Below are 20,202 nucleotides of genomic sequence, written 5' to 3'. Positions count from 1 at the left end.
GGAGAATCTCCTACTGGCTTCTGTTCTCGCAGCCCAAGGCTCGCACACTAGAGTGCGTCATTCCCTGAGCGTCTCCACCAGGGCTGAGGACATTGTGGGTTCGAGCCTTTACCCCACGCTCTTCTCCCCAGAACCGCTTCCTGCGGGTCGGGCAATGAGACCTACAGAGCCATTATGGGCGTTCCCTCTAAGCTGCCGGAGGCCGGGGAGCACGGTGCGACAGCTGCTGGGGAATGTTGGTGACCACGATGCCTGGACGAGCCAACAAGGCCATTTTCAAGCGCCACGCCGTGTGGTTATGCAAGGGATATTCCCACCAGTGGGCCACCACAAACTCGGGCAGCAGGACCGTGAGTGTCTGGTCAGGATGCAGATCCTGCATGGTGTCTATGTAGGCCAGCAGTGGGCCAATGAGTGAGCGGTAGGGCGACTCGATGATGACCAGCTTCATCTCATCCTCTGGAGTCCCAGGGTGGTGGATCTTCTTCCACTTTGCCCGCACAACTTCGACATCGTGAGGATCTATCGCGACATGGGCGGCTACTACATGAGGAGAGATGGAACGCCCATAGGCCAGGCTTTGAACCGAGGCACGGTCAAGTTCGGCGATGGGAACGATGAAGCGGTGACGGATGGCGCGAGTCGGTCGCGGGAGATGCGAAGCCACCCAGGAAATATTGGTCACCACGATATCCGGATGGAAGAAGAGCGCCCACTTCAACCAGAAGGTTCTGGGATGTGCCAGGTACTGTCTGAGGGCTGAACGCTCAGCCATTTCAGGCAAGATAACCGTTAGGGTGTCATCAGCGTGGCTCTGCCGCTCGGCTGCCAGGAAGTCGAGCAGACAGCGGACCAGGGAACGCTGTCCTGGTTCGATCATCTCCAACGGCATCTGCTCCTCCTTTGGCAGTTCTGCCTGCCACCTCTCCCAGGCCGTTCGCAGGGCAGTAGCCTGAGCCGGGTTCCGGTTTACATGGACGGCGACTACCTGCGAGGAGATCGAGCGGGCATAGGCCAGACTCTGAGAGGCCGCTTGGTTCAACTCGGCCAGGGGAACGACCAGACGATGGTGCACCTCTTTGGAAGTGAGAGGAACGATTGTCGTGCGTTCGCGCTCCACTTGCAGGTAGTGGCGCCTGATAGCCAGGAACACCACGACCAGCAATGGAATCAGGAGCACGACGATCCAGGCCCCCTCAGCAAATTTGGTCGAGGCGATGACCAGCGCCACGACGAGCGTTGCGTTCGCGCCAAGACCGTTAATGAGCATGCTGCGCAGCCACCCGCGGTGGGTGGCGCGCAGTTTCCACCAGTGCCGGACCATCCCGGCCTGCGAGAGGGTAAACGAGAAGAACACGCCGACCGCATATAGGTTGATCAGTGCGGTGGTCACGCCCTGGAAGAGGATAAGGAGCAGGATGGAAAGACAGGCCAGGAAGATGATGCCCGTAGAGAAGGCCAGGCGATCACCCCGGAAAGCAAACTGGTGTGGCAGGAAATGATCGCGTGCGAGCAACTGAGAGAGGCGTGGAAAATCGGAGTAGCTCGTGTTGGCGGCCAGCGTCAGAATGAAGAGGGTCGCGATCTGGAACACGGGATACATAAAGAAGAGGGGGCCGGTGAAGACGAGCTGGGCAATCTGGCCAATGACGGTTGGATTGCCAGCCGGATTGGCCAGGGTGCCATAGCCCAGAGCCAAAATGGTGATGCCCACAAAGAGCGTACTGATGATGATGGCCATCCAGGTGAGCGTGATAGCAGCGTTGCGCGCCTCCGGTTTTTTGAAGGCCGGGATGCCATTGGAAATCGCCTCGGTCCCGGTGATGGCTGCACAGCCAGAAGAGAAGGAACGCAGGATGAGGAAGAGGCTGAGCGGCTCGGCAGCGGCGACAGGTGGAAAGTTGCCGAAGAGGGGGTGGTGAGCAAACAGGAACACCTTGAGCAAGCCAACGACAATGAGCAGCACGGCGCTGCCGACGAAAAGATAGGTGGGCAGGGCGAAGATCGTCGCTGATTCGCGGACACCTCGCAGGTTGACCACCGTAATCAGGACAACCAGTGCCACATCGATTGGCACCACAAAGGGCGCCAGAGAAGGGGAGAGGGTCGCCAGCGCTTGCACGCCAGCGGCCACACTGACGGAGACGGTGAGCACATAGTCAACCATGAGAGAAGCGGCGGCGGTGAGTCCTGGGAGCACGCCGAGGTTCTCATGGGCCACGATGTAGGAGCCACCGCCATTGGGATAGGCGGGAATCGTCTGGCGGTAGGAGAGCGTCACGATCGCCAGCAGCGCGACGATGGCCAGGCCGATAAAGAGCGTCAGCCAGAGATTCTGGGAACCAGACGCCACCAGCGTAATGAGAATGGCTTCGGTCGCGTACGCAACCGAAGAGATCACATCGGAGGAGAGCACAGCCAGTGCCTTGAACTTGGTGAGTCGCTCGTGTTCCAGGCGCACGGTGGAAAGGGGCGTGCCGATCAGGGAGCGCTTGAGCGTCGTTGTCACGCGCTCCCATCTCGTCTGCGGAGCATCCGCCTCCTTTGTCGCCTCCAGTACGCCTGACACCACTTGCCGCAACTTCGGGTGCGCGGGAAGCACGCGGCGCAAGCGCACGTCTCCTAGTTTGCTGCCCCTGATTTCTTCAAATCGGACGAGTAGCGAGGGATCCTCCTCGTCGGGAACCCTCTGTTGCGTGTCGAGGAAGGCACGCCTTGCGTCACCTAATCGATCCGGTTCCTGCTCCACAGGTCCATTATCTTTATCAGTCATGGCTTTGCATCCTTTCATCTTCAGCCACGTCTTCTGCCTGTCCAATTGCTTCTTCCTCTTGAGTCTCATCATGCCCTGGCTCCTGGGATCGCGAAGCCAAGGGAGAGGTGGTAGGCTCTCCAGAGGGTGAGCCTGATCGCCGGCGCGGCCCGGAGGCGAACGAGAAGAGCCGCTTGAACAGGGAATTGAGCTGGGGACGGCGCTTCGCCGGGAGCTGAACAAGATAGCTGGTGCAGTGCCCCAGGTGAAGACAGCCGACGATGTCATCTGTGCTCAACAGGATACCCTGCCCCTCGCGGACAAGGAGCACTATCCCGCTGCAGGAAAACTGCTTGATGAGTACGTCGAGGCTCTGCCCTACCTCTGCTGTCAAGACCTGGAAGCCCTCGGTGGACACTCCAGCACGCGCAGCTTTCCAGCGCACCGCTTCCAGAAAATTGTTTGCTTCCATGACGTCTTCCAGGCGTGGTCCCTGTCGGCTGCGCTTTCCTTTGACACGCAGGAGGGCCAGCGCCACGAGTGTCGCGTGACATGCTTCCGCCAGCGAGATGGCAGCGCCCAGTGCCTCCATCTCAACCCCGTGGGTGAAAGGAAGCAGCAAACGGGTGGGTGGGGGTGTTCTTGCATCGATTGGGGCTTCATCCTTTCTCTCTCCATTGTGGGAGGCATCGACGAAACGTACTCCACGCCGACATGGAGCCCGCGAGAGCAGCCAAAGTCTGCTTGAACGTCCAAAGGCCAACGTCTTCCTCACCGCTATACTACCAGAGAGGAAGTCAAGATGCGCTCAAGAAAAGGAGCGAGGAAATCAAGATACGCTCAAGAAAAGGAGCGAGGAAGTCAGATTTGTCTCAAAGAAAGATCAAGAAAGCGACAAATGGTGCTTTAACGCTGCTCCAGCAGGAGAGAAAACACTTTCTATCGATGATATGTGCTCATGCAAACTGCGGCTGTGTTGCAAAAAGAAAGCTGATCTGTCAGAATGGTGGGAAAAAGAACACAAGAGCGTCTACCATGGCAGAACAGCAGCCCTTCAAATGGCGTCACTTTGAGGCGGAGATTATTTTGCTTTGCGTCCGCTGGTATTTACGATACGCGTTAAGCTATCGGGATCTGGAGGAGATGATGCGGGAGCGGGGTCTCCAGGTGGACCACACCACGATCTATCGGTGGGTGCAGCGCTACGCTCCCGAACTGGAGAAGCGCTGTCGGCCTCATCTCAAATCCAGCAATGATTCCTGGCGGGTAGATGAGACGTATGTGAAGGTCAAAGGTATTTGGATGTACCTGTACCGCGCGGTGGATTCTCAGGGAAAGACGCTGGAGTTCCATCTGAGTGTTACCCGCGATGCACCAGCCGCCAAGAGCTTTTTCACGAAAGCGCTCGGAGCCTCCTATACGGGAACTCCCCGCGTCATCACCGTTGACAAAAACGCGGCCTCTCCCAAAGCCTTCAACGAATTGAAAGCAGCGGGGACCCTTGCAGGTCCTTGTGAACTGCGGCAGAGCAAGTATCTCAACAACCTGATTGAACAAGATCACCGGTTCATCAAACGGCTGGTGAAACCGGGATTGGGCTTCTTGTCTTTTGAAACGGCATGGCATACCTTACAGGGATACGAGAGTATGCATATGATTCGCAAGGGACAGATGCATGGGGTGGAAAAAGGGAACATTCCTGGACAGATTTCCTTCATTGCCAGCCTGTTTGGACTGGTTGCCTAAGCGCAACAAGAAATAAGACTTCACGCCCATTGTCTTCCCTCGTAAATCTTTGCAACACAGCCACTTATCGAATACCTGCAAGACATTTTTCATTTTGAGGAGGAGATTTCTGCGGTTCCTTGGTAGTCGCTGACAAGCAGGACGGGCAATTCATGGGCATGCCTCCTGAAATTATTTGTGAGATGATCAGTCTCTCACACCTTGGAGGAACGCTGCTTGGAGTCTTATTCTCAGTTCTGACACATCCTTTGGGATAAGTTTACCTTACTCTGCCACATTCGGAAATACCCTCTTGTTGTGTAATATCAATGCTTTACAGAGGAGATGTTATTCCTCGCTTGCCCCGCGCAACATACGCTCCATTGAGGCAATGGCCTGCTCAATTGTTTCTTGTTCGGCGGGCGTGAGTTGCGCGAGCAGATTCCCCAGTTGGACACTTCGTCGGAGCTGTCCCTCACGCAAGACCTGCATGCCCTTTGGTGTGGCCATCAGATGAATAGTGCGTCGATCACGCGTGTCTGTCTGGCGTTCAACCAATCCCTCCGATACCAGAGCTGCAACGATCCTACTGATGGTTGGCACCGCGACCTGTTCCGCTTCGGCTAGATCGCTGATGGTACAGGGTCCGCCAAAACCGACGACCGAGAGCGCTGAGAGGCGCGCTGGACTTAACCCTGTCAGCGGATCTTCCTGACGGACGCGCCGGAGCAGGTGAATCGCCACAGAATGAAGGCGGTTAGCGATGTCAATCGCGTTGTTCTCAGGGGGATTTGACTGTTGATCCATCATGTGCTATTCTACCATAAGAGATTAGTTAGCATTGCTAAGTGTTTTTACAAAAAGGATACGTAATGTCTCTCTCTCAAGATCTTTTCACAGTTATCAGAACGGGCGATAGCGTGCAGCTCACCACCCTTCTCGCGGAACAGCCCGCGCTGGTAAATGTCCGGTCGCCGCAAGGAATATCTGCTGTGCTCTGGGCACATTATACAGGCCAAACGGACCTGCTGCCAACGCTGTTAGCCGCCAATCCGCAGCTTGATATTCATGATATGGCAGCAATGGGTGACCTTAGTCGCTTGCGCGCCCTGTTGGCCGATAATCCTTCGCTGGCGCGAGCGTATTCACGTGATGGTTTTACGGCTTTGCACTATGTGGCCTTTTTTAATGGTAGCACCGATCTGGCATCTTCTTTGCTGGAGGCTGGAGCAGAGGTTGATGCCGTTGCTCGCAATGAACAGCAAGTCACGCCGCTCCACAGCGCTGCCGCACATCGCCACAATGCCGTCATTCAATTGCTCCTCGCTCATGGAGCCAATGTCAACGCCCGGCAGGAGAATGGTGAGACCCCACTTATGGAGGCCGCCCAAAATGGCGACACCGCGCTGGTGGGTGATTTGCTGGCGCGCGGAGCTGATCCTATGCTAGCTACAGACGATGGGAGAACTGCGGCAAATTTCGCGGCAACCGCTGGCCATGCTGATCTAGCAGCAACACTGCGTGGCAAGATGGCGTAATATCTGAGAGTTTATAAAAGTTGCGTTCTAAGTATGTTTGCCCCTATACTTATTAAAGCCGCCCGAGGTGGACGGCTTGAGGTTGTTGTGACGGACCAGCTACTCGCCAAAGTTCCCTGGTCCGCTTACAATGTTCCACTTCCCATAGCGTGGGCCAGAAGGTTGTGAGAATTACTACCACAACATACTACATTTTTCAACACTTTAGAATAGCATACTTTGAGTGCTAACGATAGGTTTTTGATAATCAATAACTTGTCATTAGGTACTCAATGGCTATTCGAGGATGGCTCGTTGAGAGACATCTGCAGGGAGTCACTGTATTCGAGCCACTGTTATGCAGGGAGAATGCAACGCAAGGAGTAAAAAGAGCGCGATGCTGTCATTTCTCTCGATTGACAGTGATCAAATATCTGATCAGTAAAATGCTTCCATGCCTTCTGTCAAAAAGGATACGCAGCCTGTTGAAAAAGTCTAGATAATCTCATCATTTTACCCTTGGAGCACACAATTCGAGCATAAATGGTAGTGATATCGTAGGATATGCTCATCCATTGGAGGCTTTTTCAACAGGCTGGATACACTTTCAAATACAATAAATGCATCTATGGCAAAAAGAGGGGAAGGGAAAACATGTTGCATTAATTTGTCAGATTGTCATTGCCGTCTGCCAGAGTAGGGCATGGAAGCAGTCCAGAATGGAAAAATGCATGCTTTGCCGGTCTATCAACGCTGCCATTCAGCTATGGTCTACAGCAGGTTTATTCGACAAACCATTTGTCAGGATCAATTGCCAGATACACCTGCCGCGTTGCCATGAAAAGACAGCTGCAAGAACCTATTTTACGGTCATAAAAACTGCTCGGAGTTGAAATCATTGAGAGAATCCTGCCGGCAACTAGTATGTGGCAATCGTCCTTTCGACAAAGAATTGTGGCAACGCTCAGGGATAAATCGCTGCTATTCATGCCCAAAAACGGCAAATTATGCGCCGATGTGGGACAAATGAACTTGGCAATGTACAATTAAACAGGATTTACAACAAAAAAAGCAGAAAAGTTTGTTGAAAAGAGGTGAAAAAATGTTGTTTGCAGTGATTGGCAGCAGCGCAGGAAAGGCTCGCGACGAGATCATGGCCATCTATCCTCGCCACAAGGCATTCCTGGATCAGTTTCTTACCCGCGGCGAGGTGGTGGGAGTAGGTCCTTTCACCGACCCGGGAGGCGGAAATATGGCGCTCTTCCGCAGCCGGGCCGCGGCCGAGGCCTTCGCCAAGTCGGATCCGTTCTTCTTGGAAGGCGTCGTGGGGGAGTATCAGATCAAGGAGTGGGGCGATAACATGCTTTCCTAAGTACCAAACCTCATCAACACCTTATACGCATATGTGATTCCTCTCTCTTCGATGAAAACAAGCAGAAGAAGAGCTTTCTCAAGCTCAACGAGCGGGAGAGTTTGACTTTTTTCGTCCAAAGAAAGCGAATCACCTATGTACATAGGGGTGGATCTCCCGCACTTTCGATGAAAAACACCGATTGATTGCTTAGTTTTAATGAAAATTTCATAGCCATCGAAGGAAGTCGATTCTACACTGGTTCTGCTCAGATGATGTGGAACTGATGGAAGGAGACGCACGATGGCAGACCAGACACTACTTCCCGACCCGACAAACTTACATTTGCTCCAGATAGAAGCCGAAGTGGTAATTTGGGCCAAGAGTGATCAGGTTTCAGCACGAAGCATGATCAATCGGCACGAAGGGTGAGCAACTCATCAATTGGCTAAGGGAGAAACCGCTTCAGCAGCGGATCGTTCTCTATCGTTTCTGTAAATTCAGTTTTCGTTTTGCTGCCTTTGCGCGTCTCTGCATACAAAGAGTTGAGCCAGATCCGGCGAGGCTGCCCGTTTTGGGTCCAGTTGCGGGCTGAAAGATCCAGTTTTCTGTCTACAATTCAAGCAATTGCTGCCAGTGAATTTACAAAAATGAAAATGACGAAAGGGCTTTTGAGGTCATTTTATCGAATAGAGATAGATGAGCTACTCACCCTTCACACCAAAATCCCACCCTTCGCGCTAAAAAGGGGTCTTGGTCACTTTCGGTGGAAAATCCCATCAATAAGTCTGCGTTCCATGCCAGAGAGCTTCCTTACTTGTTCCCCCGAATCAGAGGTGCTACAGTACGTCCATCCATCGACTCTTTGTTCATTCAGCACAGGAGTGCTTCATATGGCCTGGACAGATCTTCTCCCACCTCTTCCCCATCTAAAGATAGACTCAATCCAGCAGGAAGAACAGCAGATTCTCATCATGCTTGTTTCGACCCGCGAAAGTGATCAGTGTCCCACCTGTCAGACCGGCTCGCAAGCGGGACACGGTTGGTACACTCGCCGTATCCGCAGTCTTCCTTGTTCGGGCCGGACAGTGATTTTCTTCATCCGAGCTCGACGTTTTCGTTGCCTCAATCCCACCTGTCCTCGCAAGACGTTTCGAGAGGACCTCTCCGCGCTTGTCAACCGCTATCAGCGCCGCACGCAAGCGGTGACCCATCTCCTGTGCAGCTTGGGAGCCGTCGCTGGTGGTCAGGCTGGTGCATGTCTTGCTGCCCAGATGCACCTTCCCATGAGTCGCTCCACCTTGCTTCGCTGCCTCATTCGCCAGGCCACCAGCCCTGAAGGTGCTCCTCGAGTCGTGGGCGTTGACGATTTTGCCTGGGCCAAAAGACGTCGCTATGGCACGATTCTGGTGGATCTGGAAACGCATCGGCTGTTAGCGCTCTTAGCCGACTGCGAAGAGGAAACGGTGGCCACCTGGTTTCGCCACCATCCCAGTGTGCAGATCGTCACGTGCGACCGCAGTCCCAGCTTTGCTGATGCGATCCGGCGCGGAGCTCCTCATGCGCTGCACATTGCGGATCGCTTCCATTTGCATATGAATGCGATGACGTGTCTGGAAACGCTCCTGACGAGGGAGCAGGCAGCAATCCGCCGAGTTGTGGCAAGTCTGCGTGCTGATCATCGGGAAACCCATCCTGCACCACTCCCAAAGCCCTTGGCACCTGAACGACAACGAAGTGAGCGACGGGCTCGTCGGTACGCCCGATATGAGCAGGTGATTCAGCTCAAAGCGCAAGGCTGGTCACAGCGGGCGATTGCGCAGGAAACCGGATTGCATCGGCAGATAGTGGCGATCTATCTCAAAGCTGGGCAGTTTCCTGAACGGGCGTCTCATCCTCCTCGCGGACGCGTGATCGAGCCGTATCTGGACTATTTGCAGCAGAGGTGGGAGCAAGGGGAACACAATGGTCGCATCTTGTTCGAAGAAATCCGGGCGCAAGGCTACCCCGCGGGACTCACAGAGGTGTATGTTGCTCTTCAACCCTGGCGCACACATGGACCAACAGCCAGCCTGGCTCGTGCGAAATGAGCTTGCCCCGTTTTCGTAGAGTCTCTCCAAGTTGGAGCCGAGGAGAATGTCTGCCGTTTCTACGTAACGTTACGTAACGTAATGTAACGTTACTATTCTTAGTATAGAGAAATAAACGTTCTACGTCAAACGTTTTTCTTTGCCTGTTGCAGAGCCCTCTGTTCATAGACAAGTGGACTCACGTATCCAAGCGTCGAATGGCGGCGAATGCGATTGTAATACACCTCCAGGTAGGTGAAGAGCGCCAGACGCGCTTTCTCATGAGATGTATAGATGGTGCTGCCTACACATTCCTCTTTCAATGAACCGAAAAAACTCTCCATCGCTGCATTATCCCAGCAATTGCCTTTCCGTGACATACTTACCATGATCCCAGATTGTTCTAAAATGAGACGATACGCTCGCGAAGTATATTGGCTCCCTCGATCACTATGATGCAGGAGTCCACTCTTGGGGCGGCGGCGAGTGAGAGCCATATCGAGTGCATGCTCCACCAGATCTTCATCACAGCTCGCCGACATCGACCATCCCACCACGATTCGTGAATAGAGATCCAAGATGACCGCAAGGTAGAGCCATCCTTGTGCGGTAGGGATAGACGTGATGTCGCTTACCCATTTTTTATTGGGTTCTGGTGCCGTAAAATCCCGGTTTAAGGTATTAGGAGCCACAGGATGAGTGGTGTCCCGGCGTGTGGTAAGCACACGACGCCGTTTGCGTTTGGCACACAATCCTGCCTCATGCATCAGTCTGGCCACCCGTTTACGGGAGATGCTGCGTCCCTGATCGCGCAACTCGGCATGCAGGCGTGGGCTGCCGTATCTACCACAATGAGCGTAAAATTCCTGTCGAATCTCTTCTGTGAGTTGGGCATCTTCCCGTTTGCGTTGACAGGTGGGACGCTTTCGCCAAGCGTAAAAGCTACTTTCCGAGACATCAAGCACTCGGCACATGACGACAATGGGAAATTCCTGCTTGTGTTGTTCGATAAACTGATATTTCACTTGGATTCCTACGAAAATCCTCCAGAGACTACGCCACCTCCTTTGGCGTCAGGGTGACGGTATAGCCTAATTGCTCCAAGCGACGAACATGTTGTCGCTCAATCCGTGACGCATCGAGTTTCTCGAAATAATCAGCTCCCAGATCGGTGTAAGGCATCTTAGACTGCAAGACATGATAGATGATAACCAACACGCTGTGGCTCACCGCGACCACGGCTTTCTTCTTGCCTAAGCGACGAGCGAGACGATGATACTGAGCCGAGAGATAGTTGTTTTTCGTGTGGGAGATCGCCCAAACCACCTCAGCCAGGATGGCCCGCAGATAGGGGTTGCCTTGTGTCGTGGAGCCACTCAGACGTTTTCCTCCACGCTGTCGATTGCCTGGGCACAGACCAGCCCAGGACGCTAAGTGCTTGGCTGAAGGAAAGCGCGACATGTCAATCCCAATTTCTGCCAGAATAGCTGCTGCTGCAAGCGCCTGGATACCAGGGATACTCATAAGCAACTGCATGGCGTCCTCAAAGGGACGCAACTGTTCCTCCAGCTCCAGTTGCAACTGCGCCAGGGTGTGCTCCAAAAAGTCAATGTGCTCCAAGATGAGCCGCAGCAAGAGGCGATGGTGCCTCTCTACACGCCCATCCAGCGCCTGTTGCAACTGGGGTAGCTTATTGCGCACTCTCCCTCTCGCCAACTCGGCAAGGACTTCAGCATCAGTCGTCCCTGCAATCAGAGCATCGAGCATGTCCCTCCCACTTTTGCCCATCACATCAGTCGCGACTGCTGCCAGCTTAATATTGGCAGTCTCCAACACCTTCTGAAGCCGATTCACCTCCTGCGCTCGTTCCTGGATGAGCGTCTTGCGGTAGCGTGTCAGTTCACGTAACTGCCGGATGGGTTGAGGAGGGATAAAAGAAGCCTTGAGTAATCCGTGTCGCAGCAAGTCAGCCAGCCACTCGCTATCCTTGACATCCGTCTTGTGTCCAGGCACGGCCTTCATATGCTGCGCGTTGACCAGAAGGATCGTGTGCCCCTCTTCCAACAGGTGATAAACCGGTCTCCAATAAATGCCCGTGGATTCCATCGCCAGATGGCTGACTCCATAGGAGTCTACCCAATCACACAGGGCCAGTAAACCGGTTGTCATAGTGGAGAACGTTCGCGTCTTCTTCTCTATTGTTCCATCAGGGGAGGTAATCAAGACCGTCGCGACGACCGTTTTTTTATGGACATCTAGTCCACAGCAGCGCTGGTAGATCACTTGCATGGCAAACTCCTTTGGGATAGCAGAAGTGCTTGTATGTTCTGGGATCAGCATGAGGTGCGCAAAAAACTGACAAGTTTCCTACTCGCGCTCCCTGCTCGTGGCAGTGACAACATTCATCTCTGCTGGACGCGCACCATCGATCAACTTCCCGTTCGGGCTGAGGGCACCATTACCAAATCTGATCTCACACGCTTCTCCACCCTTATTCTATCCCATTTTCATGCCCCTCTCTGGCGAGCAGCGCCATCTCACTTCCCGTGAAAAGATGCCCACAACTTTTTTTAAGATGTCGCGCTCCTGCTGGACTCTTTCGAGTTCGCGTTTGAGGCGGCGATTTTCCTCCTCTAATGACGTTTGGTGTCCGCTGCCTGGAAAGGCTTCTTTGCCATGCTGAGCCAGTTCCTTGCGCCATTGGTGAATGGACGTGTCTGAGATGCCCAGCTCTCTGGCTACCTGTGCAATCGGCTTGCCGCTGGTCTGGGCCAGCTGCACCGCCTGCTCTTTGAATTCTCGCGTGTAAACTTTTTGGACCTTTGCCATGCTCATCCCTTTCCCGATTTGCTAGAGTATATCTCAGCTTTGGGGACTCTATCAAATCGGGGAAGGCTCAAAAGAAGTGCAACAATATCCATCGTATTCTCGCCATCCAAACACTCTGGCTTCTGTTCAAAGAGAAACCAACAGCTGAGGAGCAACGCTTTGTGCAGGGGGTTCTGGAGCAGATCCAGGTCATTGCTCGTGCGTATGCGTTGGTACGCCGGTTTCGCCAGATCCTCACTGAGCGTGACGAGACTGCTTTGCCCTCATGGGCATATGAAGCTGAGACCAGCCAGATTCCTGAACTCATGCGGTTTGTCCAGCGGCTGCGTCTGGATTGGGAAGCCGTCGAAAATGCGTTGCTGTTTACCAGCAGTCAAGGGCAAGTTGAGGGGCAGGTGAATCGGCTCAAAGTCTTCAAAAGGCAAAAGCTACGGGCGTGCAAGTCCTGCCCTCTTACAGGCTCGGTTAGTGAAAGCAAGCGAGCTTTACTGCCATTGACCCAGAGTTTTTGGCCAACAGTGAGCACTTTCGTTATCAGCGCTGGCAAATTCATACGCGCTTTCCGCTCACACGATGAGAAAGCACTGGCTTCATGTACCTGGGTCTGTTCGAATCTTGAGTGAATAGCTCACTCTTCGTCCTGAACAGATCTTGCGCATTGTGTGGAGCAACTATGGTCACAAGTCGCGAACGTGGATGGATCGGTTTCACTTGGGATCTGTTGAGCTTTTCCACCGAAAGTGACCAAGACCCCTAAAAAGTGCTCACTCTTCGTGCCATTTACCACGAAGGCACCATGATCACGATGGTAGTTCAGACGATTGCGCCTGAGGCTACGTGCCCTTTGTGCTGTATTGTCAACTTAAGCATTTTTGTTGATGAGCTTTCACTACTTCGATGCCACATCAGCCAGAATGCTCTAGCAACTAAGGCAAGAAAAAGGGCGCAATCCCCACTTTGAGGTCTGTTTCTCTTCTATAAGCTCTACAATTTCCATGAAGTTGACAATAGCTTCCAAAGAGATCCTCTCAGCAATAATTCACAAGCCCTGCCACAGGAAAACCTGCAAAACATTTTTGATGATGGATATGATATACTACTGCTGAAGCATTTGCGCGGCACTATAGCACGCAAGATTCCACAAAAAGACAGTCTACCAAGGGAGATCTTTGATGCACCCGACCTTCCATATCTCTTTCTTGGGTGACTTTCTGCTGATGGCTGACGATACCCCTGTGACTACGAGCACTATTCCCCACCTACAATCTTTGCTTGTGTATCTTGCTTTGCATAGAAATACACCTCAAAGCCGCTCGCACCTGGCTTTCCTGCTATGGCCCGATTCAACAGAGGGGCAAGCGTATACCAATCTGCGTAAGCTCCTCTATCATTTGCGGCAAACATTCCCGGATGTCGATCTGCTCCTCTCTATAGGCAAACAGAACATACAGTGGCGACCTCTGCAGGCCGATGTCTCCTGGACCCTTGATGTCCTGGAGATTGAGCAGGCTCTGGCCCAGGCTGAACAAGCGCGGCGTACCCAGAATATGTCAGCGCTGCGAGAGGCTTTAGAGGTAGTGTTACGCGTGTACCGTGGGGATCTGTTGCCCAATTGTTATGATGAATGGATTTTACCTGAACGAGATCGTTTACGCCAGATGTTTCTTCAGGCTGCAGAACGCTTGAGTGCGCTTCTGGAAGAGGACCGTGACTATGACGCCGCGATCACAGTAGCGCAACAGCTTCTTCGCCAGGATGTCCTGCGTGAAGCGACGTATCGCCAACTCATGCGTTTGTTGGCTTTGCGTGGCGATCGAGCTACAGCACTGCGCATCTACCATACCTGTGTCACACTCCTGGAACGCGAACTAGGAGTGGAGCCGAGTCAGGCCACACGGGCGGTTTACGAAGCGCTCTTACAATCGGATAGTGCTCCTGATTCGCCGGCGAACTCACTCACAACACGCGGAACAGCAGTACCGTTGCTCGGTCGAAAAGCGGAATGGCGGCAAATCCAGGAGGCATGGCGTAAGGTTACCGCGGGACACCAACGCTTTGTGATACTCACAGGTGAGGCTGGCATTGGCAAGACACGGCTGGCCGAGGAAATGGAAGCGTGGGTGAGTCGTCAGGGCATGGCAACGGCGAGCGCGCGTTGCTACGCCTTGCCCGGGTCACTGGCTTATGCTCCTGTCACCAGTTGGCTACGCGCGGCTGCGCTCCAAACAGGTTTTACCACTCTCGATTCGATCTCACTCACGGAAATAGCACGGCTGGTACCAGAAGTGCTTACCGCACATGCACGCCTATCCGTTCCTGCTGCGATGACTGAAGGATGGCAACGCCAGCGCTTCTTCGCAGCACTGGCACGTGCTGTATTCTCCGCTCGTCAACCATTTCTCCTCCTGCTTGATGATCTACAATGGTGCGACAACGAGACACTGGAATGGTTACATTTTCTCTTGCATTTTGACACAGGAACACGCTTCCTGCTCATCGGAACTGTACGGGCGGAGGAGATGGTTCCTGGGCATCCCCTGGCTACCTTCCTGAGCACATTGCAGCGTGACGACTTGATAACGGAGATTCCACTCGGACCACTTACAGAGGCAGACGCAACAATCCTGGCTGAGCATATGCTAGGAAGTCAGCTCGATTCAGCAATGAGCAATACTATATATCACGAGACAGAGGGCAACCCACTGTTTCTGGTCGAGATGGTACGAGCATGCACATTGACACAGCAGAAGACAGAGCAACATCTTCCAGGTCGCCCGCTGCCACTGCTCTCGCAATCAGCCTCAACACTTCCGCCAGTCATGCAAAGCGTGCTTGCGACGCGGCTCGCGCAACTCTCTCCGCTGGCTCAGGAAGTGGCAAACGTGGCCGCTGTCATCGGGCGCGAGTTCGCGTTTTCCGTCCTCGTACAAGCGAGCAAACACAGTGAAGACGCAGTGGTGCGGGGACTGGATGAATTGTGGCAGCGACGCATCGTGCGCGAGCAAGGCACGGGAACGGCTGAGGCCTATGACTTTAGTCATGACAAGCTGCGAGAACAGGTCTATACATCGCTCAGTTCTGCATCCCGCTGTTTGCTCCACCGTTCTGTCGCGGAGGCATTCAAAACCCTGTATATAGCCGATCAGGAGACTGTTAGTGGACAAATCGCCACTCACTACGAGCACGCGAACCTTCCCAAACAGGCCATTGCAGCATATCAACAGGCCGGGAAAGCGGCGCTCCGCATCTACGCACACGTGGAGGCAAAACGCGCATTTGCGCGGGCGGCCCGGCTTCTTGAAACGCCAGGGAATATCCCATGGGAGACGGCAGCCCAGGTCTACAGCTTGCTTGGAGACGTTTCTATGGAAGTTGGCTCCTGTGAGGAGGCGAGACAGGCGTATCAGCATGCTATGAACAGTATCCCACCAGACGCACATCTCTGGCGAGCACGTCTGTACTGGAAAAGAGCCACCACCTGGATGTCTATTTCCACCGAGCGTCACGATCCCTCCTATCTGCATGGGCGCAAGGAGTTTGAAGAAGCGGAACGCATCTTAACACAGATGACAGACACAGCAAACCTGGACTGGCGCGATGAATGGATAGCGCTACAATTTGCTCGATTATGGCAAGGGAAAGGCTCTGTGGACGATATGGCCATAGCCATTGAAAAAGCCCGGCCCATTGTTGAACAGTATGGGACACAGGAACAACGCAAGCTGCTCACACAGGCAGTAGGAGTACACAATGCTTTGCGAGATCGCTATGTGATTCCTGCTGAAAGGGTAGCTACCTGGCGCGCGACCATAGCCACCATGGGACCAACAGACAACGAGGCTCAGCGAGCCACGGACCTTGCCATACTTGCCATCGGCCTCGTGTGCGCGGCTCAGTTCGATGAGGCTGAGGAATTGCTATGGCAGGCATTACGTTTGGGAGAACGTACAGGAAATGCCTGGGCGCAAACCAATTGCCTGACGTTTTTGCCCTTTGTCTTCAGGCAGCGCGGCCAGGTGGAGCAGTTGCGCCGCGTGCTCACTCAAGCCCGGTCTATAGGCATCGCGCCACATAATCGCATTCTCTTAGGACACGCTGCCTGGGTCGCCTGGCGCGAAGGCAATTTGGCTCTAGCTGAGACCTATGGCCGCGAATCATTGCAAGGAGAGCGTTCCCTGCAGATCAGGCCAAACCCGTTCCTCTGGACAGGCAGGTGGCCGCTGATAGGCGTGGCTCTGGCTCAAGAACAAACCTCCGCAGCTATCAACAACGTGCGCCTGCTCTTCGATCCCACACAGCAGCCCCCTCGTGAACCATTGGACACGCTCCTCGAAGCGGTATTGCACGCATGGGATGCAGGAGAAGAAGCGATGGCTCACACTCTCCTCCTGCAGGCGCGTCCTCTTGCTGAGCAGATGGGCTATTTCTAAAGAAGTCTTGCGGCGACAAAAGCAAAGGCCTGCTTTTGTCGCCGCAAGACTTCTTTCGTTATCAAGCTGAGAGAGTTCTGCTGAAGAAATCGGCGATCATCTGGATAAGCGCGCTGGGGCTGGGCTGCCCAACTTGCCCGGCACTAGGCATATCCAGGCCATGGCCATCGTGTTGGATCATCACCAGCGTCACAGAGACACCAGCCGCACGTAGCCGCTTTGCCAGATCCTGAGAGTGATGAGGCGCGATAAACCAATCGTCGGCTCCGTGCATAATCAGGAAAGGCGGATCACCGTGCGCAACGTGGCTGACCGGGCTGGAGGCTAAAAACTGCGCTTTCGTGCCATTCCCTTTGAGGAGAGAGACCCACCACGGCGAACCGCTGAAATCTGACAGATCGGCGGGTCCCCACATATCGACAACTGCCTGCACACTGCTCGATTGATTCAGGTATTGACCTGCATCAAGGCCCATCTCAGGACCAACTGTTCCCAGCATGGCACTAATATACCCACCCTGGCTGGGGCCATAAACGCCGATGCGTCGCGGATCGAGGCCCAGATCACTCGCATGGGCACGCAAGAAGCGCACGGCACACTTAGCTTCCCTGACCTGCTCTCCCGCGTTAGCGACCGGGACAAGGCTATAATCAATTGAGCCAACGATGAAGCCGCGATTGAGCAGATCCGCGCGCAGCTGATCAAAGTACATCCCATCCGAAGTCCCATCTCGCAGGAGGCGCGAACCGACAAGCGTTTCGCCGCCGTGAATGTAGAAGACCATTGGCGCGGGACGAGGCGCTTGAACTGAGGGTTCGGAAATGTCCATGGCAAGCGGACTACCATTCACACGACTATTGCAGTACATCCGAGTCGCGGTCTGACCGGCAGGCACACTGACTGACGTGGATGTGGAGAGCCACGCTGTATCGATGGCGCTTACGCCCCCACCCCAGGTCAGGAAGCCAAGCACGAACAACGCGGGAAGCACGAGAGAAGTCGTGCGCCACGCCCCCGGCGTCTTCATCCGCAGAGGTCGAATAACCAGACGCAGGATCATGAATACAGCCAGCAACCCAACGACGGGCAGGAAGAAATACTGCAAGCTTGAAAACACGCCGGGAACCAGGAAGAAGACGACAATAGCGACGGATTTCAGCACTCCCCATATCAGCAAGCCAAGGAGAAGCAGGCGAGGCAGCCAGGTAAAACTGAGACGCCATGCTCTGGATGCCGCGTTCCAGGTGCGTCCACTAAGACAGAGGAAAAAGACGGCTGAGATTCCTTCCACAAAGGGGATGTATACTGACATCGTGATAAGAAACTAAACTGAGTAGCCGCATTGCAGTGAACAACTACGAATAATGTCGCGTTTGTGACGTAATCGCTCTTTTGCTCGAAGCAGCTCTTGATACAAGTGATCGAGGTCCCGACAACAGAGATTGCCCATCTCGACGCGCTTGAGATACTGCCAGATGCCCTCATCTGGGTTGAGGTCGGGAGCGTAGCCTGGAAGTTGCTCCAAATGCAGTCGTTTGCCCATCTTCGTTTTGAGAAAGGTCTTGATCTCATGGTTGCGATGGATGGGAGAGCCATCCCAGATGATCAGGACCTTGCCGCTGATCTTACGCAACAGCACTTTCAGAAATCCGACCACTGCCTCCGCATCATAGGAGGTCTGGCGCACTTGCATGAAAAGCCGCCCATCCAGGGTAATCCCACTGATCGCGGAGAGGTGATCCCGTGTCAGTTTCACGCGCAGAAGAGGCGTTTGCCTGCGCGGAGCCCAAGTACGAACCGCCATTGGCAGCAGATAGAACCCAGCCTCATCTACCCAGAGGATGGTGTATTTCTCGTTTTCGGCTTTTTTTTAATCGCTGGCCAACGATCTTCATACCACTGCTTGATAGCTTCTTCATTCCGTTGCGTCGCCCGTTCGATTGGCTGTTGAGGACTCCAACCAGCTTCTCGTAACAGTCGTCCGGCGTGATCGGGATGGTAACGGACACCAAAGCTGCGATAGATCACTTCCGCGATCCGCTTCCCTGTCCAGACATCTCCCCGAAATCCATAGGCTTCTGCCCCCTCCACCAACAAGCCAGGAATCTGCGCTTGTTGCTCAATTGACAGTTTTGGCTTCACGCCTTTAGGAGGATGTGCTTTGAGTGCTTCTATGCCGCCTTCTCTTGCTTGTTTCATCCATTGGCTCACGGCTCCCTTACTTACCCCTAGTGCTTTGGCTATATCCTTTTGTTGCCATCCTTGTTGCTTCAGTTTCCATGCTTGTTTGCGTCGTTCTTCTCGCCAATCGGCTTTCTTTGGTGCTCCCATGCTGCCGATTCTATCACAGTTTACTTGCTTCCGTCGACGTCAGTAGATCCGGCACACCCAGCGTTTCTGGACGCCATATGGCGAAGCCATCAGGCAGCCCAAAGATGTGCGCGAGCAGCCAGATCAGCAGCCCAACTGCTTCAACTATCCCCGCAACGAACAGGAAACGACGCGCTGGGGCTGCTACGACAGCAATGGAGACAACAGCCTGAAAGAGAGTAAAACCAATCAGGAGAACCGCGAGCAGCGCGGACGGCGGTAGCTGGTTCAGTACAGCGACACTATGCATGATGGCTGCGCTCATAGTGAGCAATACCGCCCAATAGAGGAGTGCTCCACGTTTGAGACGATGTGCAGTTAGCAGGCTTATCTGAGTTTGGGCTTTATTTTCGTCTACGGTTTCCGTTTCTACTGTATCCGTACTCATAGTTGTTCATTCCTTTTCTATAGATATACACGTTTAGATATATATATCTTTTTTTCGCTAGGATGACTGGCAAAATGTTACTGGTTTGGTTCCGATTGGGAATCCAACTCCAACAACAGAGCGACAAGCAGAGGCACCAGTGCAGCCCATCCGCGAAAGTACCGCACTTCTCCACTGATGAGCAACTGGACCTTGCCCCGCAACTCGGACACACCTGGCTCGATCTCCTCTTCCCATACGCGCACGGTAAACAAATGGGAACGAGATCGTGTGTTCGATATATCCATGCTCTTATCCTCTCTTGTAGCACTCCCGCAGAACGCTTGCTTGTTTTGCAGGGATCATGCTGTTATTGATCTTGAAGAGAGTATAAAGGATGCAGCGTTCCTCAAACGTTCCTTCTCTCATACTCCAGAGCCGCGTGTGATCAATGTGGACAAACATGCAGCCTATCCCAAAGCCTTCGTTGAGTTAAAAACGGAAGGAAACATTCCCGAAAACTGTGAACTGCGACAAGTGAAGTATCTCAACAATCTGATCGAACAAGATCATCGCTTTCTCAAACGGTTGACGAAACCGGGGATGAGCTTCTTCTCCTTCAAGACCGCATGGCAAACCCTCCAAGGATTCGAGTCCATGAACATGATCAGAAAAGGACAACTCCAAGGCGTGGCCAAAGGAGATGTGAGAAGCCAGGTTGCCTTGGTTGCCCAGTTGTTTGGAGTGATTGCCTAAACTGAACAAGCGAAGGCATTCTCTGCTCATGGTGTT

General features: G+C 53.6%; 18 protein-coding genes and 1 pseudogene. 8 read left to right on the top strand and 11 right to left on the bottom strand.

Annotated elements, in window-relative coordinates; genetic code table 11:
* Nucleotides 1–187: 187 nt before the first annotated feature.
* Both JMJ16_RS50400 and JMJ16_RS50395 read right to left on the bottom strand, forming a co-directional pair.
* Nucleotides 188–2,773 carry an APC family permease gene (locus tag JMJ16_RS50400; protein WP_201393990.1) on the bottom strand — a complete coding sequence of 862 codons (2,586 nt, stop codon included), beginning with the start codon at nucleotides 2,771–2,773 and terminating at the stop codon, nucleotides 188–190.
* Nucleotides 2,766–3,344, bottom strand: a complete 579-nt coding sequence (locus JMJ16_RS50395) for a hypothetical protein (RefSeq protein WP_201393988.1) — start codon at nucleotides 3,342–3,344, stop codon at nucleotides 2,766–2,768. The genes JMJ16_RS50400 and JMJ16_RS50395 overlap by 8 nt, the downstream gene beginning before the upstream one ends.
* 443 nt (nucleotides 3,345–3,787) lie before the next feature.
* Here JMJ16_RS50395 and JMJ16_RS50390 point away from each other — a divergent pair, with 443 nt between their 5' ends.
* Entirely contained in the window at nucleotides 3,788–4,498 is a 711-nt protein-coding gene (locus tag JMJ16_RS50390; protein WP_201393986.1) for an IS6 family transposase, read from the top strand.
* Nucleotides 4,499–4,825: 327 nt separating this feature from the next.
* Here JMJ16_RS50390 and JMJ16_RS50385 read toward each other — a convergent pair whose 3' ends face one another.
* Entirely contained in the window at nucleotides 4,826–5,287 is a 462-nt protein-coding gene (locus JMJ16_RS50385) for a MarR family winged helix-turn-helix transcriptional regulator (RefSeq protein WP_201393984.1), read from the bottom strand.
* A 62-nt stretch (nucleotides 5,288–5,349) separates the two neighbouring features.
* Here JMJ16_RS50385 and JMJ16_RS50380 point away from each other — a divergent pair, with 62 nt between their 5' ends.
* The 4 genes from JMJ16_RS50380 (at nucleotide 5,350) to JMJ16_RS50370 (ending at nucleotide 9,435) form a co-directional block, all read left to right on the top strand.
* Nucleotides 5,350–6,015, top strand: coding sequence for an ankyrin repeat domain-containing protein (locus JMJ16_RS50380; RefSeq protein ID WP_201393975.1), 666 nt, complete (start codon nucleotides 5,350–5,352; stop codon nucleotides 6,013–6,015).
* A gap of 1,081 nt (nucleotides 6,016–7,096) precedes the next feature.
* Nucleotides 7,097–7,366, top strand: coding sequence for a YciI family protein (locus JMJ16_RS50375; protein WP_201393973.1), 270 nt, complete (start codon nucleotides 7,097–7,099; stop codon nucleotides 7,364–7,366).
* A gap of 282 nt (nucleotides 7,367–7,648) precedes the next feature.
* On the top strand, nucleotides 7,649–7,777 hold the full coding sequence (locus JMJ16_RS56345; RefSeq protein WP_255553332.1) for a hypothetical protein: 129 nt from the start codon (nucleotides 7,649–7,651) through the stop codon (nucleotides 7,775–7,777).
* A gap of 461 nt (nucleotides 7,778–8,238) precedes the next feature.
* Nucleotides 8,239–9,435, top strand: coding sequence for an ISL3 family transposase (locus JMJ16_RS50370; RefSeq protein WP_201393971.1), 1,197 nt, complete (start codon nucleotides 8,239–8,241; stop codon nucleotides 9,433–9,435).
* 125 nt (nucleotides 9,436–9,560) lie between these two features.
* Here JMJ16_RS50370 and JMJ16_RS50365 read toward each other — a convergent pair whose 3' ends face one another.
* The 3 genes from JMJ16_RS50365 to JMJ16_RS50355 all read right to left on the bottom strand — a co-directional run bounded on the left by JMJ16_RS50365 (nucleotide 9,561) and on the right by JMJ16_RS50355 (nucleotide 12,243).
* Complete coding sequence (locus tag JMJ16_RS50365) at nucleotides 9,561–10,439, bottom strand: IS3 family transposase (RefSeq protein WP_201393969.1); 879 nt, start codon at nucleotides 10,437–10,439, stop codon at nucleotides 9,561–9,563.
* A 28-nt stretch (nucleotides 10,440–10,467) separates the two neighbouring features.
* Nucleotides 10,468–11,703: an IS110 family transposase gene (locus JMJ16_RS50360; RefSeq protein WP_201393967.1), complete on the bottom strand. Its 1,236-nt coding sequence runs from the start codon at nucleotides 11,701–11,703 to the stop codon at nucleotides 10,468–10,470.
* Between the two features lie 207 nt (nucleotides 11,704–11,910).
* On the bottom strand, nucleotides 11,911–12,243 hold the full coding sequence (locus JMJ16_RS50355) for a transposase (RefSeq protein ID WP_201393965.1): 333 nt from the start codon (nucleotides 12,241–12,243) through the stop codon (nucleotides 11,911–11,913).
* Here JMJ16_RS50355 and JMJ16_RS50350 point away from each other — a divergent pair.
* Together JMJ16_RS50350 and JMJ16_RS50345 are read left to right on the top strand one after the other, a co-directional pair.
* Nucleotides 12,237–12,866: a transposase gene (locus JMJ16_RS50350; RefSeq protein WP_201393963.1), complete on the top strand. Its 630-nt coding sequence runs from the start codon at nucleotides 12,237–12,239 to the stop codon at nucleotides 12,864–12,866. The genes JMJ16_RS50355 and JMJ16_RS50350 overlap by 7 nt on opposite strands.
* A gap of 549 nt (nucleotides 12,867–13,415) precedes the next feature.
* Complete coding sequence (locus JMJ16_RS50345) at nucleotides 13,416–16,673, top strand: AAA family ATPase (protein WP_201393961.1); 3,258 nt, start codon at nucleotides 13,416–13,418, stop codon at nucleotides 16,671–16,673.
* A 61-nt stretch (nucleotides 16,674–16,734) separates the two neighbouring features.
* Here JMJ16_RS50345 and JMJ16_RS50340 read toward each other — a convergent pair whose 3' ends face one another.
* From JMJ16_RS50340 to JMJ16_RS50325, 5 genes are all read right to left on the bottom strand, one after another.
* Complete coding sequence (locus tag JMJ16_RS50340; protein ID WP_201393959.1) at nucleotides 16,735–17,964, bottom strand: alpha/beta hydrolase; 1,230 nt, start codon at nucleotides 17,962–17,964, stop codon at nucleotides 16,735–16,737.
* A 33-nt stretch (nucleotides 17,965–17,997) separates the two neighbouring features.
* Nucleotides 17,998–18,477 (bottom strand): transposase, encoded by a 480-nt coding sequence (locus JMJ16_RS55535; RefSeq protein WP_236601122.1) that lies wholly within the window; start codon nucleotides 18,475–18,477, stop codon nucleotides 17,998–18,000.
* A 26-nt stretch (nucleotides 18,478–18,503) separates the two neighbouring features.
* Nucleotides 18,504–19,004, bottom strand: coding sequence for an IS630 family transposase (locus JMJ16_RS55530; protein WP_236601123.1), 501 nt, complete (start codon nucleotides 19,002–19,004; stop codon nucleotides 18,504–18,506).
* Nucleotides 19,005–19,017: 13 nt separating this feature from the next.
* Nucleotides 19,018–19,431 carry a hypothetical protein gene (locus tag JMJ16_RS50330; RefSeq protein WP_201393957.1) on the bottom strand — a complete coding sequence of 138 codons (414 nt, stop codon included), beginning with the start codon at nucleotides 19,429–19,431 and terminating at the stop codon, nucleotides 19,018–19,020.
* Nucleotides 19,432–19,508: 77 nt separating this feature from the next.
* Nucleotides 19,509–19,718, bottom strand: coding sequence for a hypothetical protein (locus JMJ16_RS50325; protein ID WP_201393955.1), 210 nt, complete (start codon nucleotides 19,716–19,718; stop codon nucleotides 19,509–19,511).
* An 85-nt stretch (nucleotides 19,719–19,803) separates the two neighbouring features.
* On the opposite strand from JMJ16_RS50325, the pseudogene JMJ16_RS50320 reads away from it, so the two are divergent.
* A pseudogene (locus JMJ16_RS50320) lies at nucleotides 19,804–20,166 on the top strand (DDE-type integrase/transposase/recombinase); the annotation flags it as partial.
* Between the last annotated feature and the right edge of the window lie 36 nt (nucleotides 20,167–20,202).

This window comes from Ktedonobacter sp. SOSP1-52, assembly GCF_016587395.1.
The sequence above is the reverse complement of the archived record's forward strand: the minus strand, read 5'-3'. Positions and strand labels throughout refer to the sequence as shown.